Source organism: Helicobacter pylori, assembly GCF_015904775.1.
GTDB classification, from domain to species: domain Bacteria; phylum Campylobacterota; class Campylobacteria; order Campylobacterales; family Helicobacteraceae; genus Helicobacter; species Helicobacter pylori_DM.
Genome location: NZ_JADZNC010000016.1, coordinates 21,458 through 36,445, shown reverse-complemented (window position 1 = coordinate 36,445; position 14,988 = coordinate 21,458). Strand labels below are relative to the sequence as shown.

Here is a 14,988-nt window from a genome sequence, read left to right as displayed (position 1 = left end):
TTTTAGTGCTTTATTCTTCTGTTGCTTTTTTCATTTCTTTTATTTTTAGTTGTTTTGGTTTGGGGTTTTATTGTTTTATTCAAAGGTTTTTAGGGTTAAGAAAACGAGTTTGAAAACAAAATAAAACCTGAAGCGATAAAATAAAACTTAAAGTCATAACATAAGATCTAAAATCCAATTTTTTAAAAAGTTTAATATCTTTGGAAAGAGTCCGCATTAATTAAACATGGATTTAAGAAAAAAGTTTTAATCTTTGAGAATGTAATTATTTATAGAACTCTTATCTAAGCTTCTTTTTAAAGGAAGTTTATGAAGTTTTTTAAAATCCCTAAACTGCACTTAAATTCTAAAAAGTGCTAAGAAATGTTTTTAGAAAGTTTTATTCTTTAAAAAGTTATCGCTTACAACTAATCTCTTTGGTTTGATTGCAAAAAACGCTTTTAGCGTTTTAGATTTTTATTCTTTTATTTTGCTGGTGGTTGTTTTTTGTTTCTTTTGTTTTTAACTTTTTTAGTTTGGGGTGTTGTGGGGTTTGTGTTTAGATTTTTAGAACCGATCTAAAAGAGAACTTTTTTCATCAAGTTTCTTTTTTAAAAAAGCCTAAAAATTTCTTAAACACTTCTTTAGGATCGAATGTATCGCACACCTTGCACCCATACATGCCAATTAAAATCACAAGCCAGCTCACATACACCCAGCTCATCAAAAACCACAAAATAGAAACGCTCCCATAAAGCTCATGGTAAGTGTGATTATACAACACATAATAAGTGAAAGCCCATTTTAACACATGCCAAGAAACGCTCGTAAAAAACACCCATAAAAACACCCAAAAATAATGTTTAAACACCTTATTCGTAGGGATGGTAAAAAGGATCAAAAAAAACGCATAAGTGCCTATCCATCTTAAAACATGCAACAAATTTGAATCTTTATCTTCAAAAAACACTTGGATCTTAATATCAAAAAACACCACTAAAGGCAGAGCGAATAAAAACACTAAAGTCGTGCCAAAACCCCAAAATAAAAAGATTTCTTTACCCTTAAAATGCGCATAATCTCTGGGCTTTGCATCAAAAATTTTTGATGCGATGGAGCGGTAGTTTTCACAAAAAAGCACCAACGCCACCACAATGGACACCTCTTCAAGCGTGCCTAAGGTCATGTCTGTTTTTTTAAAATTTTCTAAAAAATCCTTAATCGCGCCAATGAGTTTAGGAGCGTTAGGGAAAATCAAGGCTTCCATTTCACCGCTGTGTGCTTGCATGTAATGAGACACAAAAAGACTAAACACAAACAACAAAATAGGCGATAAAGACAAAATCGTATAAAAACTCAAGCTAGAAGCGTAGTAAAACAATTCGCTCAAGCCCAAAAAGGCGTTTTTCAGACGCTCGGGGAAAATCATTCTAAGAAGGCGCAAAAACCCTCTAACGCTTTTAAAAAGTTCTCTCATTAATGACAGCTTGTCGCCATTGTCAAGCCATAAGAGAGCAGTTTTTCTATATCTTTTTTAGGGGCTTTGCCTTTGGTGGTCAAATAGTCCCCTAGCACCACCGCATTGATGCCGTATTCAAAAAGCTTGGCTTCCTGTTTGTCGTTATCTTTAAACACCACTTCACGCCCTCCAGCCACCATAAGCCTAGCGTTAGGCAAAAATTCCTTAGCCAAAAGCACGCATTCTAGGGCTTCATCCGCGCTTAAAGTCTCTGCATCAATGGGCAATACTGGGTTTTTAATGAAAAAATTAATGGGCGTGGTGTGCGGGGAGAGCGAAGCTAGCGCCCTGAGCATTTCAATCCGATCTTCCCAGCTCTCATTAAGCCCAAAAATCCCCCCACTGCACAAGCCTAACCCCGCCCTTAAAGTGTTTTCGCATGTGATAAACCTTTCTTCCCATGTGTGCGTGGAACAAATTTTAGGGAAGAAATTTTGCGAAGTCTCTAAATTATGGTTATAGCTATGAATGCCCGCATCTCTTAAAAACTCTAATTGCTCCAAATCCGCACGCCCGCAGCATGCGATTAAATGCAAGCCTAATTCTTCTTTGTTGATGGCTTTAGCTAATTTAGCGATGTATTCGCATTTTTCATCGTCTAATTCGCGCCCTGAAGTAACCAGACAAAACCCTAAAGCCCCTAATTCCTTTAACGCTCTAGCCTCTTGTAAAACCACTTTTTCATCTTTGAATTTATAGCGCTTGATCGCTCCTTGGTGGTGTGAGCTTTGCGTGCAATAAGCGCAATCTTCCTTGCAATCCCCACTGCGCACATTGGAAATAGAACATAAAAAAATCTCTTGCATAATCATTCCTTTATTTTAAAAAAGTTGGTTTTTTGAGATTGATTATAGCAAAGAAAAAGAAGCACTTTTTGATTTTAAAGGCTTTATTCCATTAAATATTAAAACTAAAACTTTATTTGATTTTCATTCAATTGTTCGCTTACACACTTAAAATTAATCTCAAAACTTTACGCTATAATTTTCTCACTTTTTCATTAAGGGATTTCATGCAAGATTTATTCATTCAAAGTTACCCCCCCCCCCCCAATCAGCGATAAAAGATCGCGCACCAAATAACACGCCTAGTAATGGAGAAATAGAGCTACCCACCCACATCACAGGTAATTTAAAAAAAGAGCTTAGAGATTACCAAAAGCAAGCGATATATAATTATTTAGAAAAACGACAATCCAACCCAACTCAAAAGCATTTCATGTTTGAAATGGCAACCGGTAGTGGTAAAACCTTAGTGATGGCGGGTTTGATTTTAGAATGCTATAAGCAAGGCTATCAAAACTTTATCTTTTTTGTAAACAGCACCAGCATTTTAGAAAAAACGAAACTGAATTTTACAGACAGCGTTTCATCAAAATATCTTTTTAGTGAAAATATCAATATCAATGATGAAAACATAGAAATTAAAAGTATCAACAATTTAAATGAGAGCCACAACGGCGCTGTCAACATTTATTTTAGCACCATTCAAGGCTTGTTTTCATTATTCACTAAAGCTAAAGAAAACGCTATCACCCTAGAGGATTTAAAAGATCAAAAATTGGTTTTTTTAGCGGATGAAGCGCACCACTTAAACACAGAAACTAAAAAGAAATTAAATGATAGTGAGGCTAGTGAAAAACGCAACTGGGAAAGCGTGGTGAAATTAGCGCTAGAACAAAATAAAGACAATTTATTGCTGGAATTTAGCGCCACTATCCCTAAAGAAAAAAGCGTTAAAGACAAGAATGTAAGTTTTAAGTGTTCTCTAAGTTTCAATCTAAGTCAATTAAAAAATCATGAAAATGTAGCATAAATTTTTTAAACAAAAGCTTAAAGAATAATTTCATTCCTTTAATATTGATTGTGAGTTCTTATGAAATGGGCTGGTAGTTCTTATATGAGTTGCTAGTAAGTTTTAATGGTGTTTTGCTCCTAGTTCTTAATCATACAAGCAACCTAGTTCATATCATTAGAGCAGATAAGTTCTTAATCTATTTTCCCCTTAGTTCTTTGCTTAATGTGAGCTATTAGGTTCTAACTTGTGGCTTTTAGTTTTTATCGTGTAGCCCTTAGTTCCCTAATTGTTGCTTACAAGTTCTTACTACTTGCTTGTCAGTTCATAACATTTAGCTTGCAAGTTCTTATTGGTAGGCTGTAAGTTCTTTTGCTTGTGCTATAAAGTTTTCATTCTATAGGCTACTAAGTTCTTACCATATGGCTATCTAGTTCTTAATGTTTTGACTACAAGTTCTTTCAATAAAAATCTCTAAGTTTTTATAGCGTTTCTAACAAGCCCTTGCCTAAAAAATTGAGTAATGGGGTTAAGTCTTAAAGGGTTTGTATGCTAGATAGGGCTATATTAGATACTAAGCTAGATAGTCGCCCTATGGACTTATCTTTCTTAGATGATATTTTAAAGCATATGCAAAAGCCTAGATTTAGTGATAGCGATAAAGTGGATAAAAGATTGCTAATCAAGTTCAATCAATTTAGTTCTAGTCCAAAGTCTATTAAGTCTAATTTAGTTGGCACAAAGAGCATTAGTCCTGTGCTTATTAAAAACATAGGGCAAATGAAACGCTCCCACTTAGAAAATGCCCTAAATTACGCTTTAGAAAATAGCGAAACAGCTTACAATGAAATGTTTTTAGAATGCGACAAGCAATTCATCTTAGAGAGTTGGCTCAATGACTTTGATTTGACTAAAGATTATAACGAGACTATGCACTTAGTTTTTTCTATCAAAGATAAGCCAGATGAAGAGACAATGCAAAGGCTTTTACATTCTACTTGGGAGAGCTTAAAAATAAGATTGCCTGAATACAAGTTTGCCCTTGTGCCACACGCTCATCAAGACCATGCCCATATCCATTGTTTTATCAATAAGACTAATCAGCTCACACGAAGAAGACTGCGTTTTAAGGGGCATGAAGATTGTAAAGAATTTTTTAACGAATTAAGAAATGAGTTTGCTTACCGACTGAATAACCATTTATTAAGCGAAGAATACCTATATGTCAATGAGCCTAAGCTCAAAGAATTAGACAATATCAAACAGCAATTACAAGACTTGGAAAAAGAAGAAAAAGCCTTAGAACAAATTAAAACCCCACAAGATGAGTGGGATTTAAACAAGGCTTTACAAAAAGAATACCTACAAACTCTCAAAGACAAAAACAAAGCAAAAGCCCTAGACATTCAAAACAACCAAAGTGCTCCTTTAAAACAAAAGATTTCTGCATTTAAAATCGCTCTTTTTAACCACAAAGACACAAGCGATGATGAAAAAGAAAGCCTAGATATTGACAGAATAGACAAAAGAAAGCCAGTGAGCGAACACTTAAAAAACACGAGTAAACACGAGTTATACGAACTCTTAGGCTTTTATCAAAAAGAATTAGATAAAAAACAAAACCATTCAGCCTTTAAGAATTTTGCTATTCTCAATGGTTTAGACAGAGACTTTGAAAGAGAGACTAAGGGCTATTCTGTTTTAAAGAAAAAAGAAATGCTTTTAAATAAGCTTGAACACCTAGACAAACGCCTTTTAGATAAAAACTCACACTTACTATTAGCCCAGCTAAGAAATGAAGTTAAAACCAAGCAAAACACCCAATACAACACTCTAACTAATCCTATTCTTTTAGCCAAAGCCTTAGAACTTCCTAAGGACAAGCGCCCCACTCTCAAAACCTTTAAAAACGCTTATTTTAGTGCTAGAAAATATCAATTTATGCTAGAAAGCTTTAAATCTAAACAAGATGACCCTACCTATAAGCTTAATGACAATACTTGTGAATTAGTGAGTAAGCAATTACAAGACTATCAAAACACCATGCTTTTATTAGCCAAAGAGAGATTACTTTTTTTAGAACAAGATTTAAAGCAAAAAGAAGAAGAGTTTAAAAGAGCCAAAGAGAGCTATTTCAAAGCCCTAGAAAGCTATAAAGAGGCTTTTTCATTACCCTTAAAAGAAAAACAAGACTTTCTCAAACAAACTAAGCAATTTTCTAAAATTTCTAAGGATATTCTCTATACTTGTAATGAAATCATAGGAGCTAATAGGTTTTTAACCCACTATAACAACCTAAACCTTGAAAAAGTCCTAGAACACGCCAAAGACACTAAGTTAGAGCAAAAACAAATTCAAGCTATTACCAAAGAACCTAACAACGATGAGCCTTGGATAGAGCATGGCAAACGCATGCAAGAAAAAGCTAAAGCCCACTATCAAGCTTGTTTAGAAAAAGAAAAAGCTAAACAATTAGCTAAAGAGCCAAAGAAAACCTTACACCCTAATGAGCTTGATGATGACCCCAAAGCTCATGCTGGATTAAAACAAAATGACAACACAAACTCTAAAGGGCGTAATAGATAATGCTCTCAAGCGATGATTGCCTTTAATGTTCTTAATAAAGAATATACCCTTTGATTAAAGGGGTTTATTCTTGTTCTTTTCACAAATTAGCTTATTTAAACAGATATACAAATAAAGCACTCTAAAATGCCCCACAATCAAAATAAAGCCATAAGATAAGACAAACTATTAACCTAAAAACAAAAACGCTTTAAAACGCCTTGTAGAGCTTAAATTTTTCTTAAGTAGCACGCAAAAATTTAAAACCTTAAAGTTTTCTTAAACATAATCATAAAGCAAGTTTAAACCTAACCCTTGAACCTACTATCAAATCAAACTTAACTCTTTTAATACTAAGAGCTAGAAACAAACCTTAACCCTACACACTCTAAACAAAAACCTTTCTAATCCTAAATGCTAATGAGACAAACCGCTTACAACCTAACTTAAATAACACAAGTCTTGACTAATCATTCCTTCCACAACTAACATGTCATTGATAGGTAATTCCTATTTTTCTTTTATTTTGATTTTGTTCTTATTTTTACTAATAAAAGAAATTAAAAACTTTCCTTAAACTAAACCTAGCCACAACTAACCTTATGGCTCTTTCAGTCAGTTTGTCTCTTTTAATCAAAAGTTCTTTTTTTTGATTTTTCTTTTTTTCCTTTAGCAAGTTCCTAGTTGTCTAATTTAATCAAGTTTTTTAAAAAAAAGAAATCCCCCTCATGACATGATATTTACTAATAACATGTTTACTCAATAGGTTAGGAAAGAAAGGTAAACCTTTCTTTCCCTTAATATTTTTATAACTATACGGAACTTAAGTTCCGCTTTTATATCTAATACCCATAAACACGCACTTCTTAACCTTAAAAAGCGCTTAAAGCTTACTTTCAAAAACTATTTAATCGTTGATAAATTCAATTTTTGTATTTAGTGAGTAATGCAAATAACTATGTATTTGATTATTTACTTTTAAGGGGGCGAAATTTTGATTTTATGCCTTAGTTAAAAGCGGAACTTTTTAGAGATTTAGATTTAAAGGCGGAATTTCAAATCTCTAAGGAGCCATGCAAAATTTTTAAAAATACCGCTTTTAGAACCTAACAAACTAAAAAACATAAAACTCTCATTCTTTAAGATTTCTTTTTATATTTTAATAAGGGAGCAATATGCCACATAACAAACTCACTAAATCTCAGAGAGAACTCTTTTGTAATCTCAAAGCCTTTTTATACACTAAGGCTAAAAACTTCACGCCCATTCAAGATGTGAAGGATATGGCTTTAATCCTAGACGCACAAGATAAAATCTTAAAATGTCATAATATAGAGCAATTAAAACAACTCTGTCATATTCTTTATAATCAAGGCATTAAACACACTATAATGATGCAAGGCTTGTTTTTATTCTTTAACTATTTTAAAGATAATCTCAAATTAAGAAGTTTTAGAATGCTTAGCGAAGAGCAAGTGATTAACTTTCTCTTTGAACTCGCTCAAAATAGAAAACCCAGCTCTATAGCTAAGTATGTGATGTATTTAAGACAATTCTTTGATTATTTGGATAGAAAAAGGCGTTATAGCTTTGATTTTACGCTTAAAAACCTAGCCTTTGCTAAGACCAAAGAAAGCTTACCCAGACATTTAAACGATAAAGACTTAAAGAGTTTTTTAAAAACACTCTTAGACTATAAGCCAGCTACAAGCTTTGAAAAACGCAATAAGTGTATTCTACTTATTGTAATACTTGGGGGACTTAGAAAATGCGAAGCGTTAAACATAGAATTAAAACACATTCAAGTAGAAGAGCAAAACTACTCTATTTTAATTCAAGGTAAAGGTAGAAAAGAGAGAAAAGCTTATATTAAAAAGAGTTTGTTAGAACCAAGCTTGAATGCTTGGCTTAGTGATGAATATAGACTAAAATATTTTAATGGGGCATATCTTTTTAAAAAAGACAAACAAAAAGCACAAAATTCTTTAACGCTTTATAACTTTATCCCCTTAATCTTTAAACTAGCTCAAATCAAACACTATAAGCAATATGGCACAGGCTTACATCTATTTAGGCATAGTTTTGCAACACTCATTTATCAAGAAACCCAAGACTTAGTTTTAACTTCAAGGGCGTTAGGGCATAGCTCATTACTCTCTACTAAGATTTATATTCATACCACACAAGAGCATAACAAGAAAGTGGCTCTTGTGTTTGATAGTTTAATAGAGAATAAGAAGTAAGGTGGTTAAAATTGATTAGGTAGTTTAGTGTAATTAGTTTAAATAATCTTATTAAGATAAATAATCTAGCATTAGATAGTTTTAATTAACTATTTAATGTTTTATTGCTAATTAAAAATGATTAGTTTTATAAGGGTTGTTAAAATCATTGAGATTTTATAGAGTTAGCTTAAATTACAAAATATTATAAAAACAATGTAATTATAGATTATTGTTACTAATTAAGAATATATTTGATTAACAATACAAATAACTAAATTCTATTAAATACTGATAGATTAACTAAAGCTATTAAATACCTACTTAACAAGATTGTTTATCGTCTACGCTTAGGTGTGGGGGTGTATTCATTGGAATTGTCTAAATCATCTGCGTTGTCATGGGAATTTGAGTAAGTCGCTGTTTTAATTTGGTCTATTTTGTCTATTAAAAAATCATAAGCACTTAAAGAAAGGTCTTTATAATGTGAAATGGGTTCTACCATATCTATTTCTATGCTATAACGCTTTTTATCTAACTCTTGCAAAGAATTTTGAAGAGTTAGTAAGTCTTGCTTAGTTATTTTTTTAAAAGCTTGTCAAATAAATTATTGTCATTATGCAAAGCCACTGCTATATCAAAAATATCTCTTGTTTTATTATCAGTTTTTCTAAAAGTAATCTTTTTAGCGATAATATTTTCTAAACTTTCTATATAAATATCAAAAGCAAAAATCTTTTTAGAATTATCTACATATCCCTCATTACTAGCATAATCCACTAAAACATCTATTTTAATGTTGTCTTTATTCGTTACGCCTATATGATTATGTTGGTCTATGTATCTTGTGCTATCAAAATGACTGCAATTATCTATCCATAATTTAGGGCTAAAAAATCCCAAACATTGAGCATCATTGACAAACAAATCAATATCAAAGCTTAATCTATGCTGGAAGTGATACATGCTCAAAGCTGTGCCTCCTCCAAACTTAATACTACTAGGATTAAGCCCTAAATTCAAAGCATTTTTAATAATGGGATAAAATTGTTCTAGGGCTTGAATTTGAGCTTGAAAGTTGTTTTTGATAAAACTAAGGCTCTTTTCATTGATAGGGATTGATAGAAAGGACATGTAAAATATTCTCCATAGGAATGTGATAGTCTTGTGAAAACCATTCTATTTCTTGCTCTAGTGCCTCTGTTTGAATTGTGCCTATAATATACTTGTCAGTATTGCTTAGATTAGTTGTTTTTTTATCCATAAAAAGCCCTATAAGATACTCTAAACTCACATGCTTATCTTTATTGCCAATAGAGTTATTGATTGTAGCTAATAACATAGGGGCAAATGACATTTTTATCCTCCCTAAATTGATTTGATTGTAGTTTAGCAAATTTTGTGTTGGTTTTGGTTTGACTCATAATGATTGTTTAGCTATAATACGCCTACATTCGTAGGGCTGACCGAAGCCCACTTTCTTATAGCTTATAGACTACTTAGTTTTTCCAAGTCTTTGTTTCCAATACTTTTGATTAAATCATCTAAAAATGAAACAATTTTGTTAGACATGATACTAAAGTTGAAACTTTTACTTGTAGGCTTTTCTAATTCTCTGATAAAGCGTGTTGTAATGCGTGGGCGGTTGTTTGCCCTTAGCTTTAGTAAATTTTCCCAATGATACGCACGATTTCTAATTGTCCATAGTAAGTTTAAAGCAATATAGGCTTTAGCATAATTAGAAAGATGTTGTTTTCTACCCTTAATAAGCAAAGTATCCTTATTATCTTTGTAATAAGCCTTAAGACTATAGGCTCTCAAATCTAATACTACCCCCTCTAATTTGTAAAAAAAGATAAGCTTAATCACCGCTTCTAAAGACATTTTAGACAAGACCAAAGAATGCGTGATTTCTTTTTTCTTGTCTTTCAATTCTTCTATTAAGGGGCTGAAATGTTACCTACTAATAAAGAGGAGGCGTTGTTTATCGCTCAACTCTTATGCGATGGTGTATCAATAAGTATGATTTAAGTTGTGCGGGCTTAACTCCTAACTTATTAGCCGATAATCTTTGGTCTTATGGACTACGAGATGAGGACTATGATGATGAGGGTAATGTTATCGAGCCTGAAAATGAAAACGAGAGCGAGGCTAAAAATTTAGAAAACTAACCCCCCCCCTTACTCTCTTGTGAGGGGTCTCCTTTTTTTAATCTCTCTTTTAATTCTTTTATTTTTTTCTTCTCCCCCTAATCTGTCCATTTAATTGGAATGGCTTTAATCTTAAAACCCTATCTTTGCGCGTTATTTCGCATTCAAAAGGCGTTTTTCTTTAAATTCCTGGTATTCTTTGATCGCATAATTCACAAAAGGCTTGATCGCAATCCCGCCCCTAGAGGCAAAATCCCCATACACTTCCAAATACTTTGGATCTAGCAATCGGGCTAAATCTAATAAAATCGTATTGACACAGTTCTCATGGAAACTCCCATGGTTTCTGTAACTGAATAAATAGAGTTTTAAAGACTTGCTTTCTACCATTTTATCTTTAGGGATGTAGCGGATAAAAATCACGCCAAAATCCGGCTGGGAAGTGATTGGGCAAAGGCTTGTAAATTCCTTGCACTCTAGCGTGATTAGGGGGTCTAAATTGGGGTTTGGGTTAGGGAAAGCTTCTAGTAAATCGCTGTTGTATTCAAAAATATAGGGCGTTTTAGCGCCTAAGGATTTGAGGTTTAGTTCAGGTGTCATTAATCTTTCCTTGATTTAAGTTATAATAAGGCTATTTTAACCCATTTTTTAGGAAACTCATGAACCAACGCATAGAAATGATTACGGCTTTATTAGATGAAAAAAAGGCTTTTGATATTACGCATATTGATTTGTCTAAAACCCCCTATTTAGTAGAAGATGTCATTATCGCTACCACGCTAGCGAATAAGCATGCCCTTTCTTTATTAGACGCGCTTAAAAACACCCTTAAGCCTTTAGGCGAAGTCTTTTACCAGATAGATGAGTCTAATGAAGAGTGGATCATTTTGGATTTAGGGGATTTGATGATCCATCTTTTCACCGAAGAATGCCGTAAAAAATTTGACTTAGAAGGGTTTTTAAATACCTACAAGAGGGAGAGCGTTCATCAAAACGCCTAAGAAACTCATCGCGCTTCTAGGGCCTAGCGGGAGCGGGAAAAGCGCTCTTTCCATTGAATTAGCCCAAGAATTGGACGCTGAAATCTTTTCTTTGGATTCTTTGAGTATTTATAAAGACATCAATATCGCTTCGGCTAAACCGAGCCTGAAAGAGCGAAAAAATATCAAACATTACGCCCTAGATCACCTTAACATTGATGAAAAAAATAACGCTCAGCTCTTTAAAACCCTTTTAGAGGACGCCATAAGGGTGTCTTCTAAAGAAATTTTACTCATTGTGGGGGGGAGCAGTTTTTACTTAAAATCCATTTTAGAAGGTTTGAGCGATACGCCAAAAATTAGCGGTGAGGAGGTTGTAAAAATAGAGCGAGAAATTGCCGCTCTTTCTGACCCTTATATATTTTTAAAATCCATTGACCCTAACATGGCTTTTAAAATCCATCCAAACGACACTTACCGCATCCATAAGGCTTTAGAAATCTTTTATGCCACCCGCACGCCCCCAAGCGAGTATTTTAAGGCTAACCCTAAAAAACCCTTTGCGCATGCTATCTCGTTATTCGCTCTGTCTGTTGAAAAAAACGCGCTCCATAACAACATCAAACAGCGCACCAAAAACATGCTCCATTCAGGGCTTGTTGAAGAAATCAAAGCCCTCTATACTCAATACCCCAAAGATTCGCAGCCTTTTAAAGCCATAGGCGTTAAAGAGAGTATTCTTTATTTAGAAAAACAACTCACTTTAAAGGAGCTAGAAGAAGCGATTACCTCTAACACCATCAAATTAGCCAAGCGCCAAAACACTTTCAATAAAACCCAATTCAATAACCTTTATGCGGGGAGCACTAAAGAAGTTAGGCATGCGATTTTAAAACACTCAAAAAGCGATATAAGGGAGCGATAAATGGACACGCAAAATTTACCCGATCAAATTATCCCTATTTTTATGAGTTTTGATAAAAATTACGCGCTAGGGGCTAGCGTGAGCCTTTATTCTTTACTCTCCCATGCGAGCAGGCACACAAGCGCGATAGACTTTAGCCCCTTAAATCAAAGCAACCAACTTTTAGGCGCTAACATCGTGTATAAAATCCATTGTTTGATTAAAGGGGTAACTTTAGAGCAACAAAACAAGCTTTTAAAAACCCTTGAGCCTTTTAAAACATTCGCTTCATTAGAGTTTATAGACATCAATTCGCTCAATCATTCCATAGAAAGCTATCTCAATGAGTCTTGCTCCAAGCGTTATGGCGGGCTTCTTGTTTTGTGCCGGCTCTTGCTCGCTTCGCTCTTCCCTAATTATTCTAAAATCATTTCCATAGATGTGGATACGGTGTTTTTAGGCGATGTTGCAAGCGCTTATTTTGCACTGGATAATGAACCCACTAAATTGCTTGGCATGGTGAGAGACACATTTTCTCACCTTCCTTTTGAAGCCTTTTGTCATTTTATTGAGCGCACTTGTAAGAATTTTAAGATTGATTTTTCACGCTTTAGCCAAAACGAATTAAAACGCATCCATCAGGGCTTTAACATGGGCTTTTTGGTAGCGAATTTAGATTTGTGGCGCGAAAATGGGTTTGAAAAGATCGCTTTAGAGTTTTTGAAAACTAGAGGGAAAGATCTTTTCTACCCTGAGCAGTGTGTGGTTAATATGGTGTTTTTAGAGCGTATTTTAGAATTGCCTATTTATTATAATTGCTATTCTGATTCTTTCAAAGAGCACTACCCTAAAAACATCATCATGCTCCATTTCATCCAATACAAGCCCTGGCGTTCTGTCAGTTCTTTGAATGGGCGTTTGATTTGCTATGAAGCTGAAGCGGGTTTTTGGCTCGCTAACCTTTTTTGCACCCCTTTTAAAAACGATTTTTTTAAAGAACGCCTTGAAATGGCTAAAGACCAACAAATGCAATCTTTTAAAACCCACATCCGATCAAAAACGATTAGGGATTATTTTTATTTTAGGGTAAAAAATATTTTGAAAAAAGTTTTCAAACTTTCTTAAAGGGCATTCATGGAAAAATTATTGAAGTTTTTAAAATTCTTTGCAAAGAGCGTAACTTTAGATGAAAAGTTTTTAATATTTCTCTTGTGTAACGCTCTTTCTAACGCTTACAAAAATAGCGATCTGTTTTCTTTCTCTAAAGGCTTTTTAGGCGCTTTTTTAATCGGGTTTGTGGTGTATTATGGTTGCGCGCTAATCCCTAAAAAACGCTTGCAGTATTCATTAGAATGGTTGTTTATAGGAAGCGGTATTATTTTTAGCGTGGCTGAAATTTTTACGCTCTTTATGTTTAAAATGCCTTTTTCCAAAGGCTTGATTGACACGCTTTTAGCCACAAACAGCTCTGAAACGATGGCGTTTATAAAAAGCTATAAAAACTATTTGCTTTACTACGCTTTGATTTTGATCGCTTTGTTGATTGCGATTAAAATCATTCGCTTTAGAGCACTTGTGCCTGGTGTGATAGCGGGCGTTTTAGGGCTTTCTATCCTTACAATAGGGAACGTTCGTAACATTAAACCCCTTACAAAGAACGACGCCATTTTAAAAAGATCGCTCTCTTCTCTTTCTTTAGCTAGGGGGTTTTATTCCGCCTATTTGAGCTTAACCGATCGCCAACAAGCCATAAAATTTTATAGTTTTTTTAGCAACCTTTATTTACCAAGCGATTATCTTTCTAGCACGGGCGATGTTGAAAATGTTGTCTTAGTCATCGGCGAAAGCGCGAGCAGAAATTTCATGCAACTCTATGGCTATAGCGTTCCTAATAACCCCCTATTGAGCCAACTCGCCAACGAGAGAGAGAGAGAGAGAGAGAGAGAGAGAGAGAGAGTAACAACCTGTTCGTGTTTTCTGACACGATAAGCAAAGAAGGCAGCACTTCTGATGTCTTTGAAAACCTGCTCAATTATAGCGATGCTGAAACGAATAAGCCTTGGTATCATTACCGCAACATGATAGACATTTTCAAGCGATCCCATTATGAAACTTTTTGGTTAGAAAAACAATTCGTCGATCAATGGTCATTGATACAAGATCTAGTTTCTAGTCGCTCTAAAAACCGCTACCTTCTTCAACGCGATAGAAATCTCTACTTCCTTCCTGGAGAATGGACAGGATATGATGAAGATATTTTAACTTTTTATTCCAAAAATATCCTGTCCCAATTAAAAAGCAAGAATTTTATCGTGTTCCATTTGCGTGGCTCACACAAGACTTACAGCGAGCGTTTCCCTAAAAGCTTCGCCAAATTCAAACCAAGCGATTTGTCTTTTTCTAATTTGCATGTGAGCAATGATAGAGACAAGCAAATCGTTGCCGATTATGTCAATTCGCTTTATTATAACGATACTATTTTGAATGGGATTTTTAATCTCTTTAAAGATAAAGACGCTATTGTGTTTTATTTGAGCGATCATGGGCAAGATGTTTTTGAAAGCGGCCCTACTTATGGGCATAGCTGTTCTAAAGCGGGATTAGAAATCCCTTTTATGATTTATGTGAGCGATATTTTTAAAGAAAAACACCCCGAGAAAGTCAAATTGATTAAAAACGCTTTAAACAAACCTTTCATGAGCGATGATTTAATCCATTCTCTTTTGCCTTTGGTGGGCATTCGCACTAAAGATGAAATAGAGAGTAAAAACCTTTTTAGCCCCCAATTTGACGCCCAAAGAAAAAGGATTACTTGTCGCTGGGGGATTGGATCATGATAAGGTTGCAAAATAAGGCTCTGCTCTCATCAATAGGG

At 34.2% G+C, this 14,988-nt stretch carries 13 protein-coding genes and 2 pseudogenes; 9 read left to right on the top strand and 6 right to left on the bottom strand.

All coding sequences use genetic code 11. From position 1 onward, the window contains the following. Positions 1–577 precede the first annotated feature (577 nt). Both I6852_RS07095 and I6852_RS07090 read right to left on the bottom strand, forming a co-directional pair. Positions 578–1,456: a YihY/virulence factor BrkB family protein gene (locus I6852_RS07095; protein WP_197291868.1), complete on the bottom strand. Its 879-nt coding sequence runs from the start codon at positions 1,454–1,456 to the stop codon at positions 578–580. Beyond that, on the bottom strand, positions 1,456–2,304 hold the full coding sequence (locus I6852_RS07090; protein ID WP_197291869.1) for a biotin synthase: 849 nt from the start codon (positions 2,302–2,304) through the stop codon (positions 1,456–1,458). The genes I6852_RS07095 and I6852_RS07090 overlap by 1 nt, the downstream gene beginning before the upstream one ends. A gap of 193 nt (positions 2,305–2,497) precedes the next feature. Here I6852_RS07090 and I6852_RS07085 point away from each other — a divergent pair, with 193 nt between their 5' ends. The 3 genes from I6852_RS07085 (at position 2,498) to I6852_RS07075 (ending at position 8,100) form a co-directional block, all read left to right on the top strand. Continuing rightward, entirely contained in the window at positions 2,498–3,313 is an 816-nt protein-coding gene (locus I6852_RS07085; RefSeq protein WP_331459005.1) for a DEAD/DEAH box helicase family protein, read from the top strand. A 528-nt stretch (positions 3,314–3,841) separates the two neighbouring features. After that, the gene (locus I6852_RS07080; protein WP_197291870.1) at positions 3,842–5,878 is read left to right on the top strand and encodes a relaxase/mobilization nuclease domain-containing protein; all 2,037 of its coding nucleotides are present in this window, start codon (positions 3,842–3,844) and stop codon (positions 5,876–5,878) included. A 1,154-nt stretch (positions 5,879–7,032) separates the two neighbouring features. After that, positions 7,033–8,100, top strand: a complete 1,068-nt coding sequence (locus I6852_RS07075) for a tyrosine-type recombinase/integrase (protein WP_197291871.1) — start codon at positions 7,033–7,035, stop codon at positions 8,098–8,100. A gap of 316 nt (positions 8,101–8,416) precedes the next feature. On the opposite strand, the pseudogene I6852_RS07070 reads toward I6852_RS07075, so the two are convergent. From I6852_RS07070 to I6852_RS07060, 3 genes and pseudogenes are all read right to left on the bottom strand, one after another. Then, positions 8,417–9,213 (bottom strand): annotated as a pseudogene (locus I6852_RS07070) (nucleotidyl transferase AbiEii/AbiGii toxin family protein). Beyond that, positions 9,185–9,436: a hypothetical protein gene (locus I6852_RS07065; protein WP_000006537.1), complete on the bottom strand. Its 252-nt coding sequence runs from the start codon at positions 9,434–9,436 to the stop codon at positions 9,185–9,187. Before I6852_RS07065 ends, I6852_RS07070 begins: the two are co-directional and overlap by 29 nt. 131 nt (positions 9,437–9,567) lie before the next feature. Continuing rightward, positions 9,568–9,963 carry a hypothetical protein gene (locus tag I6852_RS07060; RefSeq protein WP_197291888.1) on the bottom strand — a complete coding sequence of 132 codons (396 nt, stop codon included), beginning with the start codon at positions 9,961–9,963 and terminating at the stop codon, positions 9,568–9,570. Between the two features lie 63 nt (positions 9,964–10,026). Here I6852_RS07060 and I6852_RS07055 point away from each other — a divergent pair. After that, positions 10,027–10,250 (top strand): annotated as a pseudogene (locus I6852_RS07055) (hypothetical protein); the annotation flags it as partial. A 132-nt stretch (positions 10,251–10,382) separates the two neighbouring features. Here I6852_RS07055 and queF read toward each other — a convergent pair. After that, positions 10,383–10,829, bottom strand: a complete 447-nt coding sequence (gene queF / locus I6852_RS07050) for a preQ(1) synthase (protein WP_197291872.1) — start codon at positions 10,827–10,829, stop codon at positions 10,383–10,385. A 59-nt stretch (positions 10,830–10,888) separates the two neighbouring features. Here queF and rsfS point away from each other — a divergent pair, with 59 nt between their 5' ends. From rsfS to I6852_RS07025, 5 genes are read left to right on the top strand one after another with little or no spacing between them, the layout of a single operon-like run. Next, entirely contained in the window at positions 10,889–11,230 is a 342-nt protein-coding gene (gene rsfS, locus I6852_RS07045; protein WP_001076139.1) for a ribosome silencing factor, read from the top strand. 7 nt (positions 11,231–11,237) lie between these two features. Then, entirely contained in the window at positions 11,238–12,134 is an 897-nt protein-coding gene (miaA, locus tag I6852_RS07040; RefSeq protein ID WP_197291889.1) for a tRNA (adenosine(37)-N6)-dimethylallyltransferase MiaA, read from the top strand. After that, positions 12,135–13,238, top strand: coding sequence for a glycosyltransferase family 8 protein (locus I6852_RS07035; protein WP_197291873.1), 1,104 nt, complete (start codon positions 12,135–12,137; stop codon positions 13,236–13,238). Between the two features lie 9 nt (positions 13,239–13,247). Beyond that, positions 13,248–14,102: a phosphoethanolamine transferase gene (locus I6852_RS07030; RefSeq protein WP_197291874.1), complete on the top strand. Its 855-nt coding sequence runs from the start codon at positions 13,248–13,250 to the stop codon at positions 14,100–14,102. Continuing rightward, positions 14,084–14,950, top strand: coding sequence for a phosphoethanolamine transferase (locus tag I6852_RS07025; RefSeq protein WP_331458760.1), 867 nt, complete (start codon positions 14,084–14,086; stop codon positions 14,948–14,950). Before I6852_RS07030 ends, I6852_RS07025 begins: the two co-directional genes overlap by 19 nt. Positions 14,951–14,988: the final 38 nt, after the last annotated feature.